Annotated in this window: 25 protein-coding genes and 1 pseudogene; 12 read left to right on the top strand and 14 right to left on the bottom strand. The window is 62.6% G+C overall.

The genetic code is table 11. The features are described from left to right. Nucleotides 1–13: 13 nt before the first annotated feature. A complete protein-coding gene (locus FB009_RS12855; RefSeq protein WP_011976397.1) occupies nt 14–556 on the bottom strand; it encodes an adenine phosphoribosyltransferase in 543 nt (180 codons plus the stop codon). A gap of 173 nt (nt 557–729) precedes the next feature. Between FB009_RS12855 and FB009_RS12850 the strand changes: the two genes are divergently transcribed. Then, nucleotides 730–915: a DUF1059 domain-containing protein gene (locus FB009_RS12850; protein ID WP_011976398.1), complete on the top strand. Its 186-nt coding sequence runs from the start codon at nt 730–732 to the stop codon at nt 913–915. 32 nt (nt 916–947) lie between these two features. Here the strand turns inward: FB009_RS12850 and FB009_RS12845 are convergent, their stop codons facing one another. The 3 genes from FB009_RS12845 to FB009_RS12835 are packed head-to-tail and all read right to left on the bottom strand — an operon-like array spanning nt 948 to nt 3,456. Continuing rightward, nucleotides 948–2,207 (bottom strand): CCA tRNA nucleotidyltransferase, encoded by a 1,260-nt coding sequence (locus FB009_RS12845; protein ID WP_011976399.1) that lies wholly within the window; start codon nt 2,205–2,207, stop codon nt 948–950. Beyond that, nucleotides 2,204–2,836 carry a CoA pyrophosphatase gene (locus FB009_RS12840; RefSeq protein WP_011976400.1) on the bottom strand — a complete coding sequence of 211 codons (633 nt, stop codon included), beginning with the start codon at nt 2,834–2,836 and terminating at the stop codon, nt 2,204–2,206. The genes FB009_RS12845 and FB009_RS12840 overlap by 4 nt, the downstream gene beginning before the upstream one ends. Next, the gene (locus FB009_RS12835) at nt 2,833–3,456 is read right to left on the bottom strand and encodes a DUF1285 domain-containing protein (RefSeq protein WP_011976401.1); all 624 of its coding nucleotides are present in this window, start codon (nt 3,454–3,456) and stop codon (nt 2,833–2,835) included. The genes FB009_RS12840 and FB009_RS12835 overlap by 4 nt, the downstream gene beginning before the upstream one ends. Before the next feature lie 362 nt (nt 3,457–3,818). Here FB009_RS12835 and FB009_RS12830 point away from each other — a divergent pair, with 362 nt between their 5' ends. Genes FB009_RS12830 through FB009_RS12810 form a run of 5 tightly spaced genes read left to right on the top strand, consistent with a single transcriptional unit; the run spans nt 3,819 to nt 11,116 of the window. Then, on the top strand, nt 3,819–4,832 hold the full coding sequence (locus FB009_RS12830; RefSeq protein ID WP_011976402.1) for an AAA family ATPase: 1,014 nt from the start codon (nt 3,819–3,821) through the stop codon (nt 4,830–4,832). 3 nt (nt 4,833–4,835) lie between these two features. Then, nucleotides 4,836–5,756, top strand: coding sequence for a DUF58 domain-containing protein (locus FB009_RS12825; RefSeq protein ID WP_011976403.1), 921 nt, complete (start codon nt 4,836–4,838; stop codon nt 5,754–5,756). After that, the gene (locus FB009_RS12820) at nt 5,753–8,566 is read left to right on the top strand and encodes a DUF4159 domain-containing protein (RefSeq protein WP_102045246.1); all 2,814 of its coding nucleotides are present in this window, start codon (nt 5,753–5,755) and stop codon (nt 8,564–8,566) included. Before FB009_RS12825 ends, FB009_RS12820 begins: the two co-directional genes overlap by 4 nt. A 10-nt stretch (nt 8,567–8,576) precedes the next feature. Then, a complete protein-coding gene (locus tag FB009_RS12815; protein ID WP_018013020.1) occupies nt 8,577–10,646 on the top strand; it encodes a membrane protein in 2,070 nt (689 codons plus the stop codon). Further along, complete coding sequence (locus FB009_RS12810; RefSeq protein WP_011976406.1) at nt 10,625–11,116, top strand: GNAT family N-acetyltransferase; 492 nt, start codon at nt 10,625–10,627, stop codon at nt 11,114–11,116. Before FB009_RS12815 ends, FB009_RS12810 begins: the two co-directional genes overlap by 22 nt. On the opposite strand, the gene FB009_RS12805 is transcribed toward FB009_RS12810, so the two are convergent. Beyond that, on the bottom strand, nt 11,117–11,677 hold the full coding sequence (locus FB009_RS12805) for a GNAT family N-acetyltransferase (protein WP_011976407.1): 561 nt from the start codon (nt 11,675–11,677) through the stop codon (nt 11,117–11,119). A 255-nt stretch (nt 11,678–11,932) separates the two neighbouring features. Here FB009_RS12805 and FB009_RS12800 point away from each other — a divergent pair, with 255 nt between their 5' ends. After that, on the top strand, nt 11,933–12,925 hold the full coding sequence (locus FB009_RS12800; RefSeq protein ID WP_011976408.1) for a glutathione S-transferase family protein: 993 nt from the start codon (nt 11,933–11,935) through the stop codon (nt 12,923–12,925). A 10-nt stretch (nt 12,926–12,935) separates the two neighbouring features. On the opposite strand, the gene FB009_RS12795 is transcribed toward FB009_RS12800, so the two are convergent. After that, entirely contained in the window at nt 12,936–13,427 is a 492-nt protein-coding gene (locus FB009_RS12795) for an NUDIX domain-containing protein (protein ID WP_011976409.1), read from the bottom strand. Nucleotides 13,428–13,507: 80 nt separating this feature from the next. Between FB009_RS12795 and FB009_RS12790 the strand changes: the two genes are divergently transcribed. From FB009_RS12790 to FB009_RS12780, 3 genes are all read left to right on the top strand, one after another. Then, nucleotides 13,508–14,410, top strand: coding sequence for a metallophosphoesterase family protein (locus tag FB009_RS12790; RefSeq protein WP_011976410.1), 903 nt, complete (start codon nt 13,508–13,510; stop codon nt 14,408–14,410). Between the two features lie 179 nt (nt 14,411–14,589). Beyond that, a complete protein-coding gene (locus FB009_RS12785; protein WP_024310744.1) occupies nt 14,590–15,105 on the top strand; it encodes an RNA polymerase sigma factor in 516 nt (171 codons plus the stop codon). Between the two features lie 3 nt (nt 15,106–15,108). Further along, a complete protein-coding gene (locus FB009_RS12780) occupies nt 15,109–15,936 on the top strand; it encodes an anti-sigma factor family protein (protein ID WP_012066508.1) in 828 nt (275 codons plus the stop codon). A gap of 57 nt (nt 15,937–15,993) precedes the next feature. On the opposite strand, the pseudogene FB009_RS12775 reads toward FB009_RS12780, so the two are convergent. The 4 genes and pseudogenes from FB009_RS12775 to FB009_RS12755 form a co-directional block, all read right to left on the bottom strand. Next, nucleotides 15,994–16,292 (bottom strand): annotated as a pseudogene (locus FB009_RS12775) (type II toxin-antitoxin system VapC family toxin). Then, a complete protein-coding gene (locus tag FB009_RS12770; protein ID WP_012066509.1) occupies nt 16,289–16,540 on the bottom strand; it encodes a type II toxin-antitoxin system VapB family antitoxin in 252 nt (83 codons plus the stop codon). Before FB009_RS12770 ends, FB009_RS12775 begins: the two are co-directional and overlap by 4 nt. Nucleotides 16,541–16,589: 49 nt before the next feature. Further along, nucleotides 16,590–18,320: a 2-isopropylmalate synthase gene (leuA, locus tag FB009_RS12765; RefSeq protein ID WP_012066510.1), complete on the bottom strand. Its 1,731-nt coding sequence runs from the start codon at nt 18,318–18,320 to the stop codon at nt 16,590–16,592. 413 nt (nt 18,321–18,733) lie between these two features. Next, nucleotides 18,734–19,321, bottom strand: coding sequence for an ATP-dependent Clp protease proteolytic subunit (locus FB009_RS12755; RefSeq protein WP_012066512.1), 588 nt, complete (start codon nt 19,319–19,321; stop codon nt 18,734–18,736). 190 nt (nt 19,322–19,511) lie between these two features. Between FB009_RS12755 and FB009_RS12750 the strand changes: the two genes are divergently transcribed. Together FB009_RS12750 and FB009_RS12745 are read left to right on the top strand one after the other, a co-directional pair. Beyond that, nucleotides 19,512–20,090 (top strand): HupE/UreJ family protein, encoded by a 579-nt coding sequence (locus tag FB009_RS12750; protein WP_012066513.1) that lies wholly within the window; start codon nt 19,512–19,514, stop codon nt 20,088–20,090. Continuing rightward, nucleotides 20,087–20,596 (top strand): GNAT family N-acetyltransferase, encoded by a 510-nt coding sequence (locus FB009_RS12745; protein ID WP_024310742.1) that lies wholly within the window; start codon nt 20,087–20,089, stop codon nt 20,594–20,596. Before FB009_RS12750 ends, FB009_RS12745 begins: the two co-directional genes overlap by 4 nt. Here FB009_RS12745 and FB009_RS12740 read toward each other — a convergent pair. The 4 genes from FB009_RS12740 to FB009_RS12725 form a co-directional block, all read right to left on the bottom strand. Then, the gene (locus FB009_RS12740; RefSeq protein WP_012066515.1) at nt 20,563–21,384 is read right to left on the bottom strand and encodes an APH(3'') family aminoglycoside O-phosphotransferase; all 822 of its coding nucleotides are present in this window, start codon (nt 21,382–21,384) and stop codon (nt 20,563–20,565) included. The two genes, FB009_RS12745 and FB009_RS12740, sit on opposite strands and share 34 nt — an antisense overlap. Before the next feature lie 28 nt (nt 21,385–21,412). Continuing rightward, nucleotides 21,413–21,877 carry a preQ(1) synthase gene (gene queF, locus FB009_RS12735; RefSeq protein WP_012066516.1) on the bottom strand — a complete coding sequence of 155 codons (465 nt, stop codon included), beginning with the start codon at nt 21,875–21,877 and terminating at the stop codon, nt 21,413–21,415. Continuing rightward, the gene (locus tag FB009_RS12730) at nt 21,874–22,794 is read right to left on the bottom strand and encodes a cation diffusion facilitator family transporter (protein WP_012066517.1); all 921 of its coding nucleotides are present in this window, start codon (nt 22,792–22,794) and stop codon (nt 21,874–21,876) included. Before FB009_RS12730 ends, queF begins: the two co-directional genes overlap by 4 nt. Nucleotides 22,795–22,953: 159 nt before the next feature. Next, nucleotides 22,954–25,143, bottom strand: coding sequence for an anthranilate synthase (locus tag FB009_RS12725; RefSeq protein WP_012066518.1), 2,190 nt, complete (start codon nt 25,141–25,143; stop codon nt 22,954–22,956). Nucleotides 25,144–25,223 lie beyond the last annotated feature (80 nt).

Genomic DNA, 25,223 nt, shown 5'->3' with positions numbered 1-25,223 from the left:
GCGCTGCAGGCGTTCAATGCCCTTCGAATTCGATCAGCGTACGCACATTGACGCCCAGCGCCTCGAGCTTCCTGCGTCCGCCGAGCTCAGGCAGGTCGATGATGAAGCAGGCAGCGACGATCTCCGCGCCCATCTGCTGCAGAAGCTTGGCGGCGCCTTCGGCAGTGCCGCCGGTGGCAATCAGGTCATCGACGAGGATCACCTTGTCACCGGGAACGACCGCATCCCGGTGCATTTCCATTTCGTCCACGCCGTACTCAAGGCTATAGGCGATACGCACCGTGTCGTGCGGAAGCTTTCCTCTTTTGCGAATGGGTATGAAACCCGCTGAAAGCTGGTGCGCGATCGCACCGCCCAGGATAAAACCTCGCGCCTCGATGCCCGCGACCTTGTCGACCTTGGTGCCGGCATAAGGGTGGACGAGTTCGTCAATGGCACGTCGGAAAGCCCTGGGGTTGCCGAGCAGGGTCGTGATGTCGCGGAACATGACGCCCGGTTTCGGATAGTCCGGAATGCTTCGAATGGCGGAAATCAGGTCCGATTGAAGAGCGGTCATATCTGAATGCGGCCTTTGCTGGATCTTCGATCGCCACAGGCATAGCACCAACAAAGCACCGGTTTACAGGATTTTCTTCGCACGGGATCCGGGGGAACAATTTGGCGCGAGCGCGGGTTGATGCTAGGCTTTTCATGGGGGAGGCCTTGCTGATTGTAAGAAGGAGGAACACCATGCGCCTATTCGAATGCGGTTCGCTCGTCCCGGGTTGCGCCTGGCACACCCGCGCAGACAATGACGCGGAGGTCATCCGCCGTGCCATCGAGCACATGCGCGAAACCCATGGCGAGACGATCATTCGCGAAAACATGGTCGACAACATCAAGGCTCGCATCGTCGACGAAACCAAGGTCGCCTGACCGGTGGATCGCGGCCGGCTCGGCACCTCGTGTCAGCCTGGCCGCGCCAACGTCTCAAGTCGGGCGACGAGTTTGGCCCGTTCGACGCTGAAGTTGCGCTCGATCCACAAATTTTCGAGTTCGGCCAGCACTTCTCCCACTCTCGGACCGGCGGGTATCCCCGCTTCGAGCACATCGGCCCCGCTCAACGGAAATACGGGCCGCTGCCATTTGTCCGCCCGCGCAAGGAGCCGCTGAAAGGAAGCGCTCTCGGCTAGCATTGCGGGATCGGTCTCGGCCTTCCGGCGCGCAGCAGCAAGCGCCAGCTTCAGCCGGACGATGATGCCCTCGGAGCCATGGCGATAGAGTTGGCGATCGAGCGCCGCATCCGCAAGTGCCGGCGCAATTGCCGGCGCCTTGGCGAAACGGTCGAGGTAAGCGCTCTCGGCTTTCGACAACCGCAGACGTTTCGCCATGGCCTCAAGCCGGTCGACGTCGGGCGGGACCATTGCAGCAAGCCTCAGGAGATGGTCCGGATGCCAGGAGAAACTCTTCTCCGCTGAAATCAACGCCGGGATCGCGTCGATCCCCCATTTCTCCGTCTCCGGCAGAACCTCGCCCAGCACGCCTGCCTGCCGCATCCATAGAAGCGCACGGCCCGGATCCACGGCCGAAAGCAGTTTCTTCGTCTCCGTCCAGACGCGTTCGGCGGAAAGCGTCGCCAGTTTCGTGCGCGCCTGCGCACAGGCCTTCAGGCCCTCCGCATCGGGACGGCCGCTGCCGTAATGCGCGAAGAAGCGAAAGAAGCGCAGGATGCGGAGATAATCCTCGGCGACCCGCTCGGCCGCGCTGCCGATGAAACGCACCGTGCGCGTTGCGATGTCATCGAGGCCGCCAACGTGGTCTAGGACCTCGCCTTCCGCATTTCCATAAAGAGCATTGATGGTGAAGTCGCGGCGTTGCGCATCCGCCTTCCAGTCGGCCCCGAAGGCCACTTCGGCGCGACGCCCGTCCGTTGCGACATCGCGGCGCAATGTCGTCACCTCATAGGGCATACCTTCGATGACGAGTGTCACCGTGCCATGGTCGATCCCCGTCGGCACCGATTTGATACCGGCGCCCCTCGCCCGCTGGATCACATCCTCGGGATGCCAAGTGGTTGCCAGGTCGACGTCACCGGCCGGCAACCCCATCAGACTGTTGCGGATTGCCCCTCCGACGATCCGAACCTCGCCGCCATCGGCATTCAACAGGTCGAATATGCGGCGAAGCTGAGGAGCCTGGAACCAGGGCTCGGCGGCAATGGAAGTCATGCATAGAGCCTTTCATAGAGCATGCGGACGATCCCTGCGGTGATCCCCCAGATGTTTCTTTCGCCATAGGGCATACGGTAGAAATGGCGCTCCGCGCCCTGCCAGTGACTGCTTCCGCGTTCGTGATTTTGCGGATTCATGAGGAAGGACAACGGCACGTCGAACACGCTTTCCACTTCCTGCGGATTCGGTTCGAGCACGAAACCCGGCTGGACCACCGCAAGCACCGGCGTGATACGAAAACCGGACATCGCCATGTAATGCGGCAGCCGCGCGACCGTTTCGACGAACCGCGGGTCGAGGCCGATCTCCTCCTCCGCCTCGCGGATCGCAGCCACTTCGATAGAGAGGTCCTCTGGATCCACCGCGCCTCCCGGAAAAGCCACCTGGCCGGAATGTTTGCGCAAATTGGAGGTGCGTTGCGTGAAGATCACGCTGGCATCGTCCCCGTCGTCGACAACAGGAACGAGGACCGCGGCATCCTTAAGATGCAGGGACTCGACATAGGGAACGATCCCGGGGTTCAGCAGGAAATCGCCGTGATCGCGCCAGGCGGTTTCGATTGGTCCTCCCGCCTGCTGCAGCGCACGGCGACGGAACTCGTCGGCGGAATATGGGCGACTGCTCATCGAGACAGCGCTTCCAGCTCGGCCGCGGGCATGATCGGGAAGACCGCTCCAGCCGATTTGATGCAGAACATGTCCACGCCGCCGACCGCGACGGTGTGGCCGAGTTCGACGAGATCGTACATCACCGGCCGCGAGACGAGCGCCTCAAGCCGTCCGCGCACGTGTAGATAGGGTTTGAGTTCGCGATTGTCGCCATGAGTGACGAAACGCAACGGATGCTCCGGCCCCGCCTCTATCACATCGCCTACATTGGTGCGGAAGGTCAGCACGTTCTCACCAGCTTTCTTCATCGCACTCATTTCCACTGCAATGAACGGCGCGTCGGCGACGCGGATACCGACCTTTTCCACAGGCGTGACGAGGTAGGTCGTTCCGTCGTCGTCCTTGCGGAGCACGGTCGAGAACAGCCTCACCAGCGGCTCGCGGCCGATTGGGGTACCCATGTAAAACCAGGTCCCGTCGCTCCGGATTTCCATATCGATGTCGCCGCAGAATGGCGGGTTCCAACGCTCCACCGGGGGCAATCCTCTCCCCTCACCGCCCGTCTGCCCGGCAGCGCGCGCGATCAGCGCGGCAAGCCCCGCCGCGTCGCCCGTTTGCTGAATCTTGCCTTCTGCCATTGTTCTGTCCCGTTTGATCTCGATCTTCCATCTGAAGAATGGCGCCTTCACCTCCTGCATGTTTCCTTAATCGCAGCCGATTAAGGACAAAAATATGCAGCCGTTAAAACTGCTACAGCGGGCGTTGCGCGTCTGATAAAGACGCGGCGGCGCTGTAACGTCGACGATGCACCACAAACGCACGTCGGCGCATATGTCCGCATTCACGCCTCGAAGGCAATGCTTCGGGAGTTTGATGTCAAGCTCACGAGATAGTGCGACGGCGGCGGCTTGTCAGCCGCCCCGCGGGGTCTAAATTGAAAACAGGACTGGACAGCCGGCGACGGCGGTTCCTCCAAAAGCCGACGATCGGGAGACGACTGATGAGTGTGATGAGAGGCGCGACCGAACTTGCCGACGAAAAGGCGATCGTCGCAGCAGCCGAAGCGGCGCTCGGGGAGATCGCGCTCGTCCGAGCCGAGATCGGCAAGGTCATTTTCGGACAGGAAAGCGTCGTGGAACAGACGCTGCTTGCGGTGCTTTCCGGCGGGCACGCGCTGCTTGTCGGCGTACCGGGGCTTGCCAAGACCAAGCTCGTTGCCACCCTCGGCACCGTTCTCGGGCTCGACAACAGCCGGATTCAATTCACGCCCGACCTGATGCCCTCGGATATCCTTGGTTCCGAGGTGATGGACCAGGATGTCTCCGGCCATCGCTCTTTCCGATTCATTCCAGGCCCGATCTTCACGCAGCTCCTGATGGCCGACGAGATCAACCGCGCCTCGCCGCGCACCCAGTCGGCCCTTCTGCAGGCGATGCAGGAGTATCACATCACGATCGCCGGCGACCGCAAGGACCTGCCGCAGCCCTTTCACGTGCTGGCAACACAGAATCCGCTGGAGCAGGAAGGCACCTATCCGCTGCCGGAAGCCCAGCTCGACCGCTTCCTGATGCAGGTGGATGTCGGCTATCCCGAGCTTGCCGCCGAACGGCAGATCCTGCTGGAGACGACGGGCCTTGCCGAAACCGAGGCGCGGCCCGTGATCGACGCAGGGCGCCTGCAGCAGGTCCAAGGCCTGATCCGGCAGATGCCCGTCGGTGAGAAGGTGGTCGATGCCATTCTCGCCCTGGTCCGTTCCGCGCGCCCCGGCAACGGCAATGCTGCTACCGACAAGAACGTCGCCTGGGGGCCGGGTCCGCGCGCCGGGCAGGCACTGATGCTTTGCGCCCGCGCCCGAGCTCTTTACGATGGCCGGCTTGCTCCGTCGATCGACGATGTCCTTGCGCTTGCCGAACCGGTTCTCCAGCACCGCATGGCGCTGACCTTCGCCGCCCGGGCGGAGGGCATGTCGGTGCGCGATGTGATCGCCGACCTCGTGAAACAGGCCAAGGGCTGACGCATGGCCTCGATCGGGCACATCGTCGCGCGTACCCCTTCCGGTGAGGTGCTGTCGCGCGCGCAGCAGCGCGCAATGCTCGTGCCCGACTGTCTCGTCGAAGCGCGAAGGATCGCCAATACGGTGATCACCGGCTGGCACGGCCGCCGCAAGCGCGGCATCGGCGAGAATTTCTGGCAGTTCCGCCCCTACAGCAATGGGGAGAGCCTGTCGCGAATCGACTGGCGCCGTTCCGCCAAGGACGACCACACCTATGTCCGCGACCGCGAATGGGAGGCAGCGCATACGATCTGGCTCTGGGCCGATCTCTCGCCCTCGATGATGTACAAGTCAACGCTGGGTGCCGTTTCGAAGGAGAGCCGCGCCCTGGTCCTGATGCTGGCGCTCGCCGAAATTCTCGCCCGCTCCGGCGAACGGATCGGCTGCCCGGGGGTGATGGAGCCGGTTTCGGCACGCAACGCCGCCGAGCGGCTGGCAACCGCGATCATGCATAGCCCGCTGTCGGAGGGTTTGCCCGATACGGGAATGGTACGCGGTGCCAGCGACCTGGTCCTGATCGGCGATTTTCTTGATCCCGCGGACACGATAATGGAGCGACTTGGACCACTCGCCCGCAGAGGCCTGCGCGGCCACGTCGTGGAAATCGCCGACCCTGCCGAGGAAGTCTTCCCCTATGCCGGCAGGACCGAGTTCACCGACCCTGAAACCGGTGAGAAGCTGACAGCCGGGCGCGCCGAAATCCTGCGCGAGGATTACCAGCGCGCCTATCGCGCTCGCCGCGAAAGTCTCGGCACGAGCCTGCGCCATCTCGGCTGGACCTTTATTCCGCACAGGACGGATCGGGCGGCATCGGAAGCTTTGGTCGCGGTGCATATGTATCTTTCCGGCATGCCGGGCCGAGTTACACATGGAGGGGTCTCATGATCGGCAGCCTCTCCTTCATCTTTGCGAACCCGGCAATATTGGCGGCACTCATCGCACTGCCGGTGATCTGGTGGCTGCTGCGCATGACGCCGCCACGGCCGGCCGCCGAGATCTTTCCGCCGCTGCGCATCCTTGCTTCGGTGATGAAGCGGGAGGAGACGCCCTCGAAAAGCCCCTGGTGGCTGACGCTTCTCAGAATGCTGATGGCGGCGGCCGTCATTTTCGCGATAGCCGACCCCGTTTTCAATCCGCGCAGCAATACGCTCGCAACCTCCGGACCTCTGGCACTGCTGATCGACAACGGTTGGGCGACGGCGCCCGACTGGAAGCGGCGTGTCGAAACGGCCTCGGCGCTGATCGACGACGCCGAATCGAGGGACGTCGCGATTTCGGTCGTCTTCACCGGAGAGCGTCAGCACGATGCGACCCCCGGCTCGGCGAGCGCAGCGCGCAACAGGCTTGCTGCGGCTAGGCCCGAGCCTCTGCCTGCCGACCGGGCATCCGCGATCGCAGCCTTGCAAACGGCCTTCGAGGACGCCCCTCCAGCTACCCTGGCCTTCATCACAGACGGCATCGCAAGTGGCGACGGTAAAACGATGGAGAGGCTGGCGGCGATGGGCGCGTCCAATCTCAAGGTGATCGAGGCGGACGGCAGCGAGGCGGTGGCGCTTACCGCGACGAGCAACGAGTCCGGCGGCATGGCTGTGACGGCGAGCCGGCTGAAGACAGACGACGGCCGATCTCTGCCCATCGTCGCCTTCGATACGCGTGGCCGCGCGATTGCCAGCGGAACGATCGACTTCGCACCCGGTGCGGCGACGGCCAGGGGGACGATCGAAGCCCCGTTCGAACTGCGCAACGATTTCGCCCGAATCGGCATCGAAGGAGCAGCAACGGCCGGCGCCCAGCATCTCCTCGATGACGGCTTCCGACGCCGGCGCGTGGCGCTGTTGAGCGGCGAGGCACGCGACCTGTCGCAGCCCTTGCTCTCGCCGCTTTACTATATCAACCGGGCGCTCGCCCCTTATGCGGACCTGATCGAGCCCCGCCAGAACGACCTCGCCGTTGCGATCCCGGAACTCCTGGAGCAGCGCCCGTCGGTCCTGATCATGGCCGACATTGGCAGGCTGCCGGAAGAGACGTATCCCCTGCTTGCAAAATGGATCGAAAACGGCGGCACGCTGATCCGCTTCGCCGGCCCGCGCCTCGCCGCCGCACCAGCCGACGATCCGCTCGTCCCGGTCACGCTTCGGCAGGGTGAGCGTGCGCTCGGCGGCGCGCTCTCCTGGTCAGAACCGCAGCCGCTCGCGGATTATCCGGGCAACAGCCCGTTTGCCGGCATGGCACGCCCGACCGACATTCTCGTCAAGCGGCAGGTTCTCGCCGAGCCTACGGCCGATCTGGCCGAGCGCACATGGGCAAATCTCGCCGACGGCACACCGCTCGTCACGACGGCGGTGCGCGGCACGGGCCGGATCGTGCTCTTTCACGTCAGCGCCGAGGCCACATGGTCGAACCTGCCGATATCAGGGCATTTCGTTGAGATGCTCCGGCGCAGCGTCCAGCTTTCGCGGGGCGGCGGCATTGCAAGCGACGGGAAGGCCGTAAAGGCCCAGACCTTGCCGCCCTACCGGCTGCTGAACGCGGACGGAGTGCTCATCGCCGAGACCGGCAATGTCCGGCCGCTTGAGATCGTGCCGGGGAAGCCACCGGTCGCAACAGCCGATAACCCTCCGGGGCTTTACGGCTCGGAAGACGGCTTTACGGCACTGAACCTCCTGCCGCGCGACGCGGAGCTCAAGCGGATCGACATGACCGCCGCCGGCCCTCACACCTCCGAGCGCTTGACTGGTGTCGAAAGCTGGTCGCTGAAGCCGGCCCTGATGACGATCGCGCTGCTTCTGTTGCTTGCGGACGCACTGATCGTCCTCTTCATGGGCGGAGTCTTTTCGCGCGCGCGGATAGCAAGGGCCGCTTCGGCAATCATCGTCGTTCTCGCCGGGGCCTTCGTCCTCGCCCCGCCGCATGCCTTTGCCGACGACGCACGCCCGGACGATCAACGTATCCTCGAGCGGCTGGACACCACACATCTCGCTTATGTCGTCACCGGCGAAGAGGACGTAGACCGCCTCTCCGAAAGCGGATTGAGAGGGCTTACCGATTTCCTGACCTATCGCACCACGCTCGAGCCCGGGGCACCCGTCGGCCTCGATATAACCAAGGACGAGTTGAGCCTGTACCCGATCATCTATTGGCCGATTTCCGCCACTGCTCCAATGCCGTCCCCGCAAGCCGTCAGCCGCGTCGACGCCTATATGCGCGCGGGCGGCACGGTTCTGTTCGACACGCGAGATCAGTTTTCCTCGCTCGGCTCCTCATCGAACGGCACCAGCCAGAACACCGAACGCCTCCAGGCTATCCTCGGCAATCTCGACATACCGCCGCTGGAGCCGGTTCCAGCCGATCATGTCCTGACCAAGGCCTTTTATCTGCTGACGAACTTTCCCGGCCGCTATACAGGCAGCCCACTCTGGATCGAGGCGCAGCTGGACAATGGCGAGGAGACGAGCAACCGGCCGGCGCGGCCTGGCGACGGTGTGACGCCCATCATGATCACCGGCAACGACCTTGCCGGCGCATGGGCGGTCGACTCGAACGGAGTCGCTCTGCTGCCGACCGTGCCGCCGGACGAAATGCAGCGTGAATACGCCTTCCGCTCCGGCGTCAACATCATGATGTATATGCTGACCGGCAACTACAAGGCCGATCAGGTGCACGTGCCCGCGCTGCTCGAGCGGCTCGGACAATGAGGACCGGGCCATGACAGTCGATTTCTCGCCACTTATTGCCTGGCCCTATTTCGCGGCACTGACGCTTGCCGCGGCTGTTCTCGCAGCGCTCGGCGTCTGGCGCGGCGTTCGGGGAGCCTGGCTCAGAGCCGCGGCGCTGGCTGCATTCTGCCTTGCCATCGCAAATCCCGTCCTCTTCCAGGAGGAGCGCGAGCCGCTCTCAACCATTGTCGCAGTCGTTGTCGACCGCAGCCAGAGCCAGGAGAACGGAGATCGCCGCGCACAGACGGACCAGGCGCTCGAGGGTCTCAAGGAACGCCTTGCGCGCTTTCCCCAGATCGAGGCGCGCATCGTTGAAGCTGCCGACGGCGAGGAGACCGAGGCACCCTCGACCAAGCTCTTCGGCGCGCTCGCGACGGCACTTGCCGATGTGCCTCCCGCCCGCGTTGGCGGTGCGATCTTCATCACCGATGGCCAGATCCACGACGTGCCGGACGTCAACCAGAAGCTCGGCTTCGAGGCCCCCGTCCACGCACTGATCAGCGGCGAGCCGGACGAATTCGACCGACGCATCGAAATCGTCAGTGCCCCCCGCTTTGGAATCGTCGGCGAACAGCAGAAGATGACCTTCCGGGTGGTCGATGACGGCGCAGCGCCGGGCGGCAGCGCCGAGGTGACGATCCGCCTCAACGGCAACGAAATCGCCACCGAACAGGCGGAACCAGGCACGGACGTACCATTCAGCTTCACCGTCCCGCGTGGCGGCAACAACATCCTCGAATTCGCCGTCGGCCCGGTCGCCGGAGAAGTGACGGAGACGAACAACCGCGCCGTCCATGTGCTCGATGGCATCCGCGAAAATCTCCGCGTCCTCCTCGTTTCCGGCGAACCCCACGCGGGTGAGCGTGCCTGGCGCAACCTGCTGAAATCCGATGCAGCCGTCGACCTCGTTCATTTCACCATTCTTCGGCCGCCGGAGAAGCAGGATGGCACGCCGATCAACGAACTCTCGCTCATCGCCTTCCCGACACGGGAGCTTTTCGTCGACAAGATCGGCGAGTTCGATCTCATCATCTTCGATCGCTACCAGCACCGCGGCGTGCTGCCGATCCTCTACTATGACAATATCGCTCAATACGTCGAGAACGGCGGCGCATTGCTGATCGCGGCCGGGCCGGAGCATGCCGGCGACGATTCGATCGCCGCGACCCCGCTAGCGGCAGTGTTGCCGGCCACCCCGACCGGTGTCATGAACGAGAAAGCGTTCTTCCCACGGCTTTCGGAGGAAGGGAAAATGCACCCGGTCACCCGCGGGCTCGAGGGGGCCGCGGACGAGCCGCCGGCCTGGGGCCGCTGGTTCCGTACCGTCGACGTCGACAGACCGCTCGGCCAGACGGTGATGGAGGCGGCGGACGGCAAGCCGCTGCTCGTCCTCAACCGGGTCGGCAAAGGACGTGTCGCCATGCTGCTGTCCGACCAGGGCTGGTTGTGGGCACGCGGTTTCGAAGGCGGCGGGCCCCATGTCTCGCTCTATCGACGCACTGCACATTGGCTGATGCAGGAACCCGCGCTTGAAGAGGAGGCGCTGACGGCCCGTGCAATCGGGCGCACGCTCGAGATCACGCGCCAGACGATCGAAGGCGACCCCGGGCAGGCGACGCTCACCTACCCTTCCGGCCGAACGCAGGAAGTCACACTCACGCAACGCGATCCCGGCCTCTACAAGGCTGAGGTCGAGACCGATGAAATCGGCCTTTTCGAAGTGTCAAACGACGAATTGACCACGCTCGTCCATGTCGGCAATGTCGATGCGCCCGAGTTCAAGGCAGCGATTTCCACGAAAGAAAAAATCCAGCCATGGGCTGAGAAGACCAAGGGACTCGTACGTCGTCTCGCGGACGCGGACGGGCCCGTCGACCTCCCGCCGGTCCTTCCGGTCCGCGGTGCCGTCCGCGTCGCAGACGATCAGCGCCTGTCATTGCGCATGACCGACGAGACGGTCCTTAAAGGCATCGATTCCCTGTCGCTTTTCGCAGGCCTTTTCGGTCTGGCCGCACTGCTCTTCCTTATCTCCGCCACATGGTACCGCGAGGGCCGGTGACGGTGGAAAACATCACGATTTCCAACCTGCGCGCGGTGCCTCATCTCGCAGTGGACGTGGCTGACCGCGTGTGGCGGGCCTGGTGGAAGCCCGCGGGATTTCCTTTGGAGCACATCAGCGAGCGTGTTCGGGAGAATCTCACCGGCAAGCCGCTGCCATTCGCGCTCGTAGCCCATTACGGCTCGACCTTTGTCGGCACCGCATCGGCCATCGTTTCGGATCTCGAGGAGCGCCCGCATTTCACGCCCTGGGTGGCTGCCGTCTGGATCGACCCGCCGTTCCGCCGGCCCGGAATTGGTGGCGCAATCGTCCGCGACGCCGCGCACGCGGCACTCGCAACGGGGGCCGATACGGTTTACCTCTGCGCGCTACCGGCCAAACGACGTTTCTACGAGGTGCTTGGCTGGTCTCGGCATGAGGAGAACGTGGGACATCACGGCCTCGATGTATTCACGTTCCGGCAAGGCTGATCAGGCAGCCGCCCCTTGCGCTTCCGACCGCGTGGCGAAGCCGGCATCAGGCGCAGCACCGTCATCCCGCCAGGCGATCACGCCCGCGAGCCGCGCGTGGACGTCCGGCGCCATCGGCACGACGAGAACCCTCGCCGGATCGACGGGACCCGGAAATTCGAGAGCTCCGTGACGGACCTTCTCGAAACCGAGTGGCTGGTAATAGGGCGGATCGCCGACGAGGATAACCGCTTCGGAGCCCCTCCGACGCGCCGCATCCACTGCAATGCGGACCAGTTCCCGGCCGATGCCCTTGTTCTTGTGCGAGGGCCGGACAGCGAGAGGGCCGAGCAGGTGTCCTTTCACGGAACCGGCCGTTACCGCTGTCATCCGCACCGACGCTATCGTTTCGCCGTCATCGGCGCAGATAAAGGAGAGCGACCGGTCATGCGGCCCCTGCTCGCGAATCCGTGCGGCGGCGCGGGCGAAGCGACCCGGGCCGAAGGCCTCTTCATTGATGACTTCGATGGCTGGGTCGTGGGATGCGTCTTCGGTCAGATAGACGAGATCGTGCTTTTTCATGTGTCGAGAACCGGCATGCGAACGGACATGGAGGATGGCTCGCCCCGAATGGGCGTTTGCAGCATCAGCGTCGTCGCAGGCTTCCCGACAGGATCATCGTTACGATCGTCCAAATGAAAGAGCTATCCTTTTCGGCGATAGCAGAAAATTGCCCATGGTCAAAGCCTAAAACGCACTGTTCGAAATTTCACATCTATCGGCCGAGCGTCCCGGCGCTATCTATGGCGTCAGGAAACGAGCGAGAAGGAGTTCGCCATGGGCAGACTGGTCAATGGTGTCTGGCAGGACGTCTGGTACGATACCCGCGCAACCAACGGTCATTTCAAGCGCAGCGAGTCGCAGTTCCGCAACTGGATCACCGCCGATGGATCGGCCGGCCCTTCCGGCGAAGGCGGCTTCGATGCGGAAGCTGGCCGCTATCATCTTTATGTATCCCTCGCCTGCCCCTGGGCACATCGCACACTGATCTTCCGCAAGCTCAAAAAGCTCGAAGGTATCGTCTCGCTTTCCGTCGTCGACCCGCTGATGCTGGCGAACGGCTGGGAATTCGACAATCAGGCTGACGAGGACGAGAACGGCGGCACCGTCGACCATCTCTTCGGCTCGCGGGCACTCTGGGAAGTCTATCTTCGCGCCGATCCCGTCTATTCCGGCCGGGTGACAGTTCCAGTGCTATGGGACAAGCGGAAGAACACGATCGTCTCTAACGAATCCGCCGAGATCATCCGCATGTTCAACACGGCCTTCGATCATCTCACAGGCTCGACGGCGGATTTCTGCCCCGAAGAACTGCGCCCGGAAATTGACGCGCTCAATGCGCGCATCTACGACACGGTCAACAACGGCGTCTACAAGGCCGGCTTCGCAACAAGCCAGTCGGCCTATGAGGAGAGTGTCACGGCGCTCTTTGTAATGCTGGACGAACTGGAGAGCCGTCTCGGGTCACAGCGCTACCTGCTCGGCGGCCGCTTGACCGAAGCCGATTGGCGGCTGTTTACGACGCTCGTCCGTTTCGATCCCGTCTATGTGGGTCATTTCAAATGCAACATCCGCCGCATTGCCGATTATCCGAACCTCTACGGCTATCTGCGTGAGCTCTACCAGGTGCCGGGCGTCGCCGAAACGGTGAACATGCACCACATCAAAAAGCACTATTACTGCAGCCATACCACGATCAATCCCACGGGCATCGTGCCGGTGGGGCCGGCGCTCGACCTTGAAGCGCCGCACGGGCGGGATCGTTTCTAAGGCTGGCTTCCTACCAGAACGCGTCCGGCACCGCCGTTCCCGCCAGTTCCGCGAGTCGGCGCCGGGTCGCGGGCGTCGTGTCCGACGGAAGCTCGTCCGGCGCGAAAAAGCCTGCGGCGGCGATCTCGAGATCGGCACGCTTCGGCTGCTCCTGGCGAACATTGTCACAGCGGAAAAAGACCACGTGATCGCGTTTGCTGGTGCGCCGGTTGTAATAGACCTGAAAGAGCTGCGGCGCTGTCGTCAGCACGAGGTTTCCCTCTTCCCTGAGCTCGCGGGCGAGGCCGTCTACCGCTGTTTCATTGCGATCGAGGCCGCCGCCGGGAAGATGCCAGCCCGGCAGATAGGAATGCCTTACGAGAAACACGCGCCCCGCATCGTCGAAACAGGCGGCCCGCACGCCGAGCGTCATGCCGCGCGCCAGGGCGAAATACAGATGCGCAAACCGCGTCAGAAAGCGAACCCGCCATGACGGATCCCCCGGCCAGCGGCTCTCGTCCATGCGGCTTCTCCTCATATCGCATCCGCAGGTATCGTCCATTACCGATTCCCCTTGGCGGGAATATGCGCTAGACGGGATTAATGTTCAAACTTGCGCATATATCCGACGTCCATCTGGGGCCACTGCCGGACCTCTCCCTCCGCGAACTCGCCTCGAAGCGGATCACCGGCTTCGTCAACTGGCACAGGAACAGGGTTCGCCATCTCTTTCCCGGGACGCTCGACTGCCTGATGAAAGACATCGAAAAGCGCGATCCGGATCATCTTGCGATTACCGGTGATCTCGTCAATCTCGCATCGTCCCTGGAAATCGAAGCCGTAACGGAATGGCTGACGGAGGCCGGCGAGCCTGACGAAATCTCCGTTGTGCCGGGCAATCACGACGCCTATGTACCGGGGGCTTACGAGAAGTCCACGCATGCATGGTATCCCTTCATGCGCGGCGATGACGCCCCCAGCGGCTGGGTCAAAAAGCATGCCTGTTTTCCCTATATGCGGGTGCGCGGATCGGTTGCGCTCATCGGCTGCTCCACTGCAGTGGCCACTCCCCCCTTCGCCGCCAGCGGCTATTTCGGACCGCGGCAGGCGCGCGAGACCGTCAACCTCCTGCGCCGGGCCGGCGAGGCCGGGCTCTTCCGCATCGTCATGATCCATCATCCGCCGATCCGCGGCGCGACCTCGATGCACAAGCGGATGATCGGCATTCGCCGGTTCGCCGCGACCATTTCGGCCGGCGGGGCCGAAATGGTTCTGCACGGCCACACGCATCTCAACTCGCTCTATTGGCTCAAGGGACATGCGGGGCCGGTGCCGGTCATCGGCATCGCCTCCGCCTCGCAGGGACCCGGCGGCAGCAAGCCCGTCGCAGCCTATAATCTGTTTAGCGTGGACGGCGAGCCGGGCGATTGGAGACTGACGCGGGAACGCTACGCAATCAACCCCGACGCAACCGGCGTGGTACTCGCCGAGACGACCTTTTTCTGAAAGGCCACAAACCGGCGGGCGGTCAACGCGGCCCTGTGGGAAAATCGCGGACGTAATGCAAAAACCGCTTTCCGTTCCGGCTCTTCCCTTGCAGACTTAGGACCAAATGTTCCATATCATGAGGGATGCGTCCGGATCGCGAATGGACGCGCGATCCGGCACGTCTCACTGGAAGAGCAATGCGCCCAGCGGCAGAAATGAAGGACTTCAGACGGGATTTGGTCAGCCTGCTGCCCAAATTGCGTCGCTTCGCCATGACGCTGACCCGCAACGCCAGTGACGCCGACGACCTCGTCCAGGAGGCTTGCGAACGCGCCATTGCACGCAGCCATCTCTGGAATGGCGACGGTCGCCTGGAAAGCTGGGTCTATGCGATGACGCGCAACCTGTGGGTGGATGAAATCCGCAAGCGCAAGGTGCGCAGCGGCAGTGCGGCCGCTGTTTTCGAACTGGACCAACTGAACGTCGAAGCGACAGCCGAGAAGGCTGTCTATGTCAATCAGGTGCAGAAGATGATCCTCTCTATGCCTGAGGGATTGGCGAGCGTTTTCCTCCTCGTCAATGTCGAAGGCCATAGTTACCGGGAAACGGCAGAGATCCTCGGCATTCCGGTCGGCACCGTCATGAGCAGATTGTCGACGGCGCGGCTGAGGCTTGCAGCCATGTTATCCGAGAGTACCGAAAGGAGGGCCTGACCGTTGCTGCAAACGAAGGGGCTAGCGCTGGAAGTGCGGTTGTCTGCCTATATCGACGGCGAACTGGGAGAAAACGAGAGAACCGAACTTGACGCTCTTCTGGCGCGCGATGAGGAGGCAAGGACCTTGCTCGACAAACTCAAATCGGGCAGTGCATTCGGAAGCGGAGCTTTCGAGAACTTCCTCCATGATCCGGTGCCGCTGGCGCTGGTACGGCAGATCAAGCAGGGGCCGGGCATCAATCCGAAGACGGAGCGGGTAACGACGGCCAGCCTCCCGCGACGCAGCACGCGCATTTGGCCGCGCATCCTTGCAGCGTCCACTGCCCTCTTCCTGCTTGGCGGCGCCGCCGGCTTCATCCTCGGCAGCGCCACGGATCTGGCCGAGCCTACGCACGAAGCCGATCAGCGCCCCTGGATGGACGATATCGTCGGATCTCACCGTGTCTATTCGCGCCAGAAGGAGCACCTGGTCGAAGTACCGGCTGCGCAGTCCGCGGAGATCGAGAGGTGGCTTGCCGCAAGCGTTGGCGTGAACTTCACCGTCCCCGATCTCGACCGCAAGGGATTGACCTTCGAAGGTGCGAGGCTGCTCGTTGCGAACGGCAAGCCGGCGGCCCAGCTCGTTTACCGGGATCGCGATGCGGAAGTTTTCACAATCTCGTTTCTGCAGCAGGGCGACGGACAGCAACCCGACGCGTTCATCGAAACCATTCGCGGCGATCTCGGCCTGGTCTCTTGGCATCGGGAAGGCGCCTCATTCGCGATGATCGGACCGTCATCCGATCCCGCTCTGCACGACCTTGCCGAAACGGCGGCGGCTGCTATCTGAGGTTTGTTGTGGCTTCGCGGCCACCCTTCCCGCCACCTCCTGCCCGAGGTGTGCTGACTAACCCAGGTCGGTTTGCGAGAAATCATTCCCCTTATAGATCAGGGATAGCCGGTACCCCTTGGCGGCCGCATAGGCAAAGCAATCGCCGATATTCAGGCGGCTGGGTGGCCCGCGACTTTCCCGTATCGGGACATGGCAACGGGGGCGCCAAGGCCGGCGTGGGAATCGATCGCTATCTCGCGAACGGCGAAACGTAGAGCCCCCCCTGCCGCCTCGCCAAGGCGCTTTTCCAGTTCCTTAAAGCCCGGTTTCTCGTTCAATATCGCAACGATAGCGGACGCGTCTACGAAGCTCACTCGGCCTCCTCCCAAAGCTCATCCATGAGCTTCTTCATATCGACGCCGTAAACGGGCGGTCCGAGCCGGTGGCGCGCCTGTTGCCGCAAGGCGGCCATCTTTTCGCGCGGCGGAATCTCTTCCTCCACGCGGTCCAGTTCGTGCTGAAGCGCGATGCGGACAGCGTCAGTCTTGGTGCGGACACCCAGGCGCGCTCGATTTTGCTCCACCATTAGGCCGACGGTAGGATCTTTGATGTAGAGAGCCATAGGGATATCCTTTCCGGGATATCCCTACATAACAAATTGGATTTCCCGCCTAGCGTGATTGCGCAAGCGCGTCACTTCCCATGACGTCCAACACCCGGTTTGCAGCCGAGACGATCGCCTCCAGGGAGGCGGCGACGATATTGGTGTTGATGCCGACGCCGAAGAGTTTTCCGCCGGGATACTCGACCTCCACATAGGCAATCGCAGCCGCGTTCGAGCCATGCTGCAGCGAATGCTCGGAATAATCCGCCACCGAAAGTTCGATGCCGAGATAGATCGACAACGCATTGATGAAGCCGTCGATCGGGCCCGTGCCCTTGCCTTCGATCTGGCGTGTCTCGCCGCGATCCGTAATTTCCGCGGCAACGACGCGCAGGCCCTTGTGTTCGCCCACCGGATAGGTGTGGTGGTCGACGAACTTGATACGGGCGCCCGGCTGGTCGACATAGCTTTCGATGAAGCGCTGATGGATGCGCTTCGAGGGCAGCTCCTTTCCCTCCTCGTCGGTGATGCGCTGAATCTCCTCGCGAAACTCGATCTGGAGATTGCGGGGCAGATTGATACCGTAATCCTCTTGCAGGATATAGGCGATGCCGCCCTTGCCCGATTGCGAGTTGATGCGGATGATCGCTTCGTAGCTGCGCCCGACGTCACGCGGGTCGATCGGCAGGTAGGGGACCTCCCAGACCGGCTTGTTCGCCTGTTTGATCGCCTTCATGCCCTTGTTGATGGCGTCCTGATGCGAGCCCGAGAAGGCGGTGTACACCAGCTCCCCTACGTAAGGGTGCCGTTCCGGAATGACCATCTGGTTGGAATATTCGTAGACCTCCTTGATCCGCTCTATGTCCGAGCAGTCGAGCTTGGGGTCGACGCCCTGCGTGAACATATTGAGCGCCAGCGTCACCACATCGACATTTCCGGTGCGCTCTCCATTGCCGAAGAGCGTCCCTTCGACCCGGTCGGCGCCGGCCATCAGACCGAGTTCCGTAGCAGCAATGCCCGTGCCACGATCGTTGTGCGGGTGCAGTGAGATGAGCAGGTTCTCGCGATTGTCGAGATTGCGGCACATCCATTCGATCTGATCGGCATAGATGTTCGGCGTCGCCATTTCGACCGTCGACGGCAGATTGATGATGAGCTTGTTGTCCTGTGTCGGCCGGACGATTTCGATCACCGCGTTGCAGATCTCCAACGCCACTTCCAGCTCGGTACCGGTGAAGCTTTCCGGCGAATATTCGAAGCGATATCCGCCGCCCGCTTTCGCGGCCATGTCGGTAATCATCTTGGCGGCGTCGGTCGCAATCTGCTTGATCCCGGAGACGTCCTTGCCGAAGACCACACGGCGCTGCAGTTCGCTCGTCGAATTGTAGAAGTGCACGATCGGCCGGTGCGCACCTTCGAGTGCCTCGAAGGTGCGCGAGATCAGCTCCGGCCGGCACTGCACCAGCACCTGCAGAGACACGTCTTCGGAGACGTTGCTTTCCTCGACGCACCAGCGGGCAAAATCGAAATCGGTCTGCGACGCGGAAGGAAAGCCGATCTCGATTTCCTTGAAGCCCATGTCCAGCAGGAGTTGGAACATGCGTGCCTTGCGATCGTGGCCCATCGGGTCGACGAGTGCCTGGTTGCCGTCGCGCAGGTCCACGGAACACCAGATCGGTGCTTCGGCAATGACTTTGGACGGCCATGTGCGATCCGGCAGCGCAATCTGCGGGTATGGCTGATACTTCACGGCCGCATCGGGCATGCCGGTCTTGATGGAATGCGATTTCAAAATCATGTTCAGCTTCTCTTCGTCACTGGAGCGTAGCCTGCCGCATGCAATAGCCGATCATTCGGGGCATTGCGATGACCGATGCTGCCGGGGCCGCGCGATTTGGTTCAGCTTGTCTGGATTTGGAGGAGCATGTGCCGGCAAGGCTTTCGGCCGCCGGGCGCTCCTCAGCGAACCCGGCAACCGCGAATAAGGCCGAGAAGAAGAAGCGAGGCGAAGGCGCGCGACGGAGCACGATGGGCATCGTGTCCGGTAAAGATCGCTGGGATCTTGTGTGCGTTCGCCTGGGTCATGGAGAAAGCCTATACACGGCTTGGGAAAGCGGAGCAAGAGTGCGGGCAGAGGGTATCGGCGCGCCGCCGCCCCCTTCTCCCCGCAACCGGGAAGAAGGGGGCGGCGGCCGTTGAGGAGCGGACGCTTTAGATTTCCGCGATGGAGGTGACGATGCGCGAGACGAGCCCATACGCCTTCGCCTCTTCCGCACCGAGCCAGTAGTCGCGATCGGTGTCCTTGGCGATTTTCTCGACGGGCTGACCGGTCGCTTCGGAGAAGATCCGGTTCAGACGCTCGTTCATCTTGATGATTTCGCGCGCCTGAATCTCGATATCGGAGGCCATGCCACGTGTGCCGCCCGACGGTTGGTGCAAAAGGAAGCGGGTATTCGGCAGGCACAGCCGCTGTTCCTTGGGGGCGGCGACATAGATGAGTGCGCCAGCGGAAGCGACCCATCCGGTACCGATCGTCCAGACCTTCGGCTTCACGAACTTGATCATGTCGTGGATGCTGTCGCCCGATTCGACATGGCCGCCGGGCGAGTTGACGAAGATGCGGATGTCGTCATCGCTGGCCGCGGCGAGAGCCACGAGCTGCGAGCAGACCTTCTGCGCGAGTTCCTGGGTGATGTTCCCGTAAATGAAAATCGAACGCGACTTGAAAAGGTTCGCCTCCGTTTCCTTGCCCAAGGGCAATTCGGTCTTCTTTTCTTCCTGATCGTCGTCGTTCCGCATTCTTCCGACTCCTCGTGAAATCTCTCCAGTGAGATAATGCGACTCGACGATGAAAACAATGCAGGCCGTCGCCCGAACACGGTTCGTACCGCCGGCTTTGCCATGATGGTAAATGTCCGGGGGTCAAATGACGTATGGACAGCCGGCAAGAGCGCAATAGTATCACCGTGCCTTCCAAGTGGGGACCATGATGAAAAAATCCATCCTTATCGCAGCCGCACTCCTTTTCACTTCGTCCGCGCCAGCCTTGGCCCATCTCGATCCCGCAGAACACGGGTCGCTGTTGGCGGGGCTTTCCCATCCATTCTTCGGCGCCGACCACGTTCTGGCGATGGTTGCGGTCGGGCTTTGGGCCGCCCAGATCGGCGGCAGGGCATTGTGGAGCGTGCCGGCTGCTTTCGTCACGACGATGATGCTCGGCTTCGCTCTCGCATTGCTTGGCGCTCCCCTGCCCTTTGTCGAACCAGCCATTCTCGCCTCCGTCGTGGCGCTCGGTCTGATCGTCGCCATGGCCGTCCGGCTCGATGTTTCGATGGCTGCGGCCGTCGTCGCAGTCTTCGCGATTTTTCACGGGCATGCACATGGAGGAGAATTGGGGAATGCCGGCGCCTGGTCATTTGCAGCCGGCTTCTTGATCGCGACCGTTCTCCTGCACATTGCGGGCCTGGGTCTCGGCATGGGGCTTTCACGCCTTGCCAACCGCGGCATCGTCGCTCGCATTCTCGGCGGCGTCACCGCTTTAGCCGGCGCGTCCCTGCTCTTCGGATGATGCTGGTCCGATCGGCGCGTCCGCATGAGACGGACGCTCTCGCTCAAATCGGCCTTGCAGCGTGGCAAAAGGGGATCGCGCCGCTTGTGTCGGCAAATGTCGCCGCGGCCATCGAACAAACCAACCCGTTCCTGCCATTCGTGCGAGAACTTGGTTCGCGCATACTGGTCGCCGAAACCGATGGAGAACCAGCCGGCCTCGGGGCCTGCGAACACGGCGACGATGTCATCAGCGACATCTGGGTCGACCCGGCCTTCGAAGGGCGCGGCGCCGGATCAGCACTCATGAAGGCGCTTGAATCGCAAATCGCCCACCGTGGGTACAGGCAAGCCAGAATCCAGGTGGCGGCTCAGAACGCACGCGCACTCCAGCTCTACCAGCATCTCGGCTACCAGGTGCGTTGGAGAAAGGTCGCCTTCGACCCCATACTCAGGATCGATCTGGAGAAGGTTGGACTGTCCAAAGCACTTCTTCATCCCCAGGTCAGCGGATCCAAACGAAGATAGAAGGCGAGCCGGCCTTCGTCCGGATTGGCGATCCCGTGAATGCCGAAGAGCGAGTCCCGTGCCATCTGCGCTTGGCCCGGCGTCGTCCAGCTTTCCCGGGCATTTCCGAGAAGAAGCGAAAAATCGACATATCGATCCGCCGTTCCGAGCCGGCCGAGGTCGATGAGGCCTGTGCAGCGCTGCGTTTCCGGGTCGACCATGAAATTCGGCAAGCATGCGTCGCCATGGCAGATCACGAGATCGCGGGCCTCCTCGGCCAGGCGCTTCGGCAACTCCACCCCCAGAGCCAGAAGCAATTTGCTCGGTGGTACGTTCTGATCCTCGGGAGCAAGGAAATCCGGGTTGACCGCTTCGCGGGCAACGACGTCCGTGGCATGCTCGAACATCGAAGCGAGGCGCCGTTCGAACGGGCATGATTCGCTGGGCAGCTCGTGCAGGGCCTTAAACTGCCGCATGATCGTGGGCCATGCTTTCATGAGATCGGGGACGGCCAGATCGCTCGCCGGCACGCCCGGAACCGCGCTGAGCACGAGACACGCCTCGTGGCTGTCGGCGATCCAGTCGTAAACGGCCGGTGAGCCGATGCCGAACGCCGCCAGCCACGCAGCGCGATCGCGCTCGCCTTCGAGCAGTGCCGCGGCTTTGCCGCTCGCAATCTTTGCATAGGCGGCGCCGTCGCTGCGCGCATAAACCCGGTCGCCGGATTCGCCGTGGCGAACCGACAGCCATTCCCTACCCGCGGGCGGCGACGGCAGAAGCCTTTCGGCGGCAAACTGGCGATTTATCATGGAAGCTGCCCGCGCAATTCAGCAAATGTCAGCCCCGCCCGCGATAGGTCGGCACGCCCTGATCGGGCAGCCAGACACCTTCCGGCGGGCTTCCGGTCTGCCAGAAAACGTCGATCGGAATTCCACCGCGGGGATACCAATAGGCGCCGATCCGAAGCCACTTCGGCGAAAGCAGCGAAACCAGCCGCTTGGCGATATCGATCGTGCAATCCTCGTGAAAAGCGCCGTGATTGCGGAAGGAGTGCAGGAAAAGCTTCAGAGATTTCGACTCGACCAGCCAGCCGTCCGGCACGTAATCGATTACGAGGTGGGCGAAGTCGGGCTGCCCTGTCATCGGGCAAAGAGAGGTGAACTCCGGCGCCGTGAAGCGGACGACGAAATCGGTGCCGCCATGGCCGCTCGGCACCCTTTCGAGCACCGCCTCTTCCGGGTTCTGGGGCAGATCGACCTTCGTCCCGAGCTGGGAAAGTCCTGATACGTCCGTCTTCGTCATTTCCGTGATGCTCCGCTCACTTTAACGCGCACGCCGTGCGCCTTTTCGCCTTCCGGTTCGACGTGAATGGCGACCCTCGCACCCGGATGCACGGCGCGAATCGCATCCTCGATCCGGTCGCAGATATCGTGCGCATCCCCGACCGGCATTGCCTCCGGCACGACCATGTGAAAATCCACGAAGGCAGCCGGGCCGGCCTGCCGCGTCTTGAGATCGTGAACGCCAAGCGACCCGCCGGCATTGGCGGCGATCGCCGCCTTGATCGCCTCTTCCTCGTCCGCCGGCACCGCCTTGTCCATCAGCCCGTCGACGGAGCGGGAAATAACCTTCCAGCCCTGGAAGAGGATGTTGCCCGCGACGACCACGGCAAGCAGCGGATCGAGGATCGCGTAGCCGGTGGCGATGGCAAGAAGAAGGCCGACGAGCACTCCGATGGAAGTCACGACGTCAGAGAGAATGTGCTGGCCATCGGCGCTCAGGGCCGGCGAGCGATACCGGCTGCCGGCGCGGATCAGCACATAGGCCCAGATCGCATTGACGACGCCCGCAGCAAAGTTGATGGCCAGTCCGAGTGTCGGAGCCTTCAGCAAGACGGGCGCGATCATCTCCGGGATCGCCTGCCAGATGATCAGCAGTGCAGCGACGACGATCAGAACGCCTTCGATAACCGCGGAAAAATACTCAGCCTTGTGATGCCCGAAGGGATGGTCGGCGTCCGGCGGCTTTGCCGCATAGCCGATCATGGCGTAGGCGATCACCGCGGCGACCACGTTCACCGAGGACTCCAGTCCATCGGATAAGAGAGCCACCGAACCCGTCACCCACCAGGCGAGCATCTTCAGGCCCATCACGCCCAACGACAGAGGTATGCCCCAGAAGGCCAGCCGCAGGATGGTTTTGTCGTCGGATCCGGTCATCGTCAATCCTCCTGCAGATGCGAACGAGTTGCAAATGCAAGGCCATTCAAACGCAAAACCGCCCGCGCGGATTTTCGCGCAGGCGGATGATGGGAGCCATATGGGCGATAACGGATCGCTTGTCAAACGGCCGAGTGCCAAAGACCGGCCGCGAAAAGGTCAGGCCGCCTTGATCTTCGCCCGTTTTGCAAGATGGGCCACCACGTTCTCGATCATCCGCATGCCGGCGTCGCCGCCGAGCGTCATGATCGATTCCGGATGGAATTGCACCGCCGCCACCGGTTCCTTCGTATGCTCGATGCCCATGATCGTGCCGTCCTCGCTTTCGGCCGTAATCATAAACTCGCGCGGAAGGCCGGACGGATCGGCGAAGATCGAATGATAGCGCCCGACGGTCACCTCCTTGCCGAGGCCCGAAAAGACGATGCCGGGTTCGAGGACGCGAATGCGCGAGGGCTTGCCATGCATCGGGACCGCCAGTTGCCGCAAGTTGCCGCCATAGGCCTCCGCAAGCGCCTGCAGCCCGAGGCACACGCCGAAGATCGGCAGTTCGCGCGCCCGCGCCTTCTTGATCGTCGCCTTGCAATCGAAGTCTTTCGGGTTGCCGGGACCGGGCGAAAGCACGACGAGGTCAGGCTTGACCCTATCGAAGATTTCCTCGGCCACCGGCGTGCGCACCGTGGTGACGGTCGCTCCCGTCTGCCGGAAATAGTTCGCCAGGGTGTGGACGAAGCTGTCCTCGTGGTCCACGAGGAGGATGCTGACCCCGGCGCCGACGGCGGCAACATCGCGCGCTGCGTTGGCGCTGTTTGCGGATTTCGCGTCACGGATGGCTGCGATCATGGCAGAGGCCTTCAGTTCGGTTTCGGCTTCTTCTTCTTCCGGATTGGAATCATAGAGCAGCGTCGCACCCGCCCTCACCTCGGCAATCCCGTCCTTGATGCGGATCGTACGCAATGTCAGACCGGTATTCATGTCGCCGTTGAAGCCTACCATGCCGATCGCACCCCCGTACCAGGCGCGTGGGCTCTTCTCGTGGCTCTCGATGAACCGCATCGCCCAGAGCTTCGGTGCGCCGGTCACCGTCACCGCCCAGGCATGGCTCAGAAATCCGTCGAAGGCGTCCATATCGTCCCGCAGGCGGCCCTCGATGTGATCGACCGTATGGATCAGCCGCGAATACATCTCGATCTGCCGCCGGCCGATCACTTTCACCGAGCCAGGCACGCAGACGCGGCTCTTGTCGTTGCGGTCCACGTCCGAGCACATGGTAAGTTCGGACTCGTCCTTCTTCGAATTCAGCAGCTTCAGTATCTGCTCGCTGTCTGCGATCGGATCGTCGCCGCGCTTGATCGTACCGGAGATGGGGCAGGTCTCTATCCGCCGGCCGGAGACGCGCACGAACATTTCCGGCGAAGCACCGACGAGATATTCCTGGTTTCCGAGATTGATGAAGAAGGAATAGGGCGACGGATTGATCGCCTTCAGCCGGTTGGAAATCTCGGAAGGGCGACTATCGCAGCGCTCGTAGAATTTCTGTCCCGGCACCACTTCGAAAAGATCGCCGCGGCGGAAGCTCTCCTTCGCCTTGACGACGAGCTCGGCATATTCGCCCGGGCGATGGTCCCCGTGCGGCGGAATGCTGTCGACGCTGCGGAACGCCTCAGGCGCGATATCGGCTGCCTTGTCCTCCGTCGACAGCCCCTCCTTGGCGAAGTCGTAACGATCGATCCAGGCCTTTGCCGCATAGTGGTCCACGACCAGGATCTCGTCCGGCAGGAAGAGAACCATGTCGCGCTGATCCTCCGGGCGCGTGAGCTTCAGTTCGATCGCGTCGAACTGGAAGGCCAGGTCATACCCAAAGGCGCCATAGAGGCCGAGGTTCGAATCCTCCTCCGAATGAAAGAGGTCCGTCACCGCGCGAAGCACCGTGAAGACGGTCGGCATCTTCGAACGCTCTTCCTCGGTGAAGACACGATCGGGCTCATTGATGGTGAGATCCAGTCGGCGGTCGGTCAGCGTGCCGAGCGTGATGTCGGAAACGGACTTGAGATCCTCGGCGATCAGCGCGAGAAGCACCTCGCCCCGCTCATTATAAGCTTCGATCCAAAGCGAACGACCGAAGGAGGAAATGGCAAGCGGCGGGTCGACGACGGCGGTGTCCCAGCGCGTGTAACGCCCCGGATATTCGTAGTTGGAGGAGAAGACCGCGCCGCGCCGCTCGTCCAGCCTGTCGACATAGCCGGCAATCGCCTCCGTATAGGAGGCCTCACGCCGCCTGCGGTTGACGACGATGCCGCCCTTGGTCGTATAACACTCCGCGCCGTCTTCCAGAATTACCGCTGCCATTCGTCTCGCTCCGTAAAAGCCCGGTCTTCCCACGCGGCCAGAATACGAAAAAGCCGCCTCGAAATCTCCGGGCGGCTCCA

It is taken from the genome of Sinorhizobium medicae, assembly GCF_007827695.1.
GTDB classification, from domain to species: Bacteria; Pseudomonadota; Alphaproteobacteria; order Rhizobiales; family Rhizobiaceae; genus Sinorhizobium; species Sinorhizobium medicae.
Note: the sequence above shows the minus strand (reverse complement) of the source record. Positions and strands in the feature narration are given on the sequence as shown.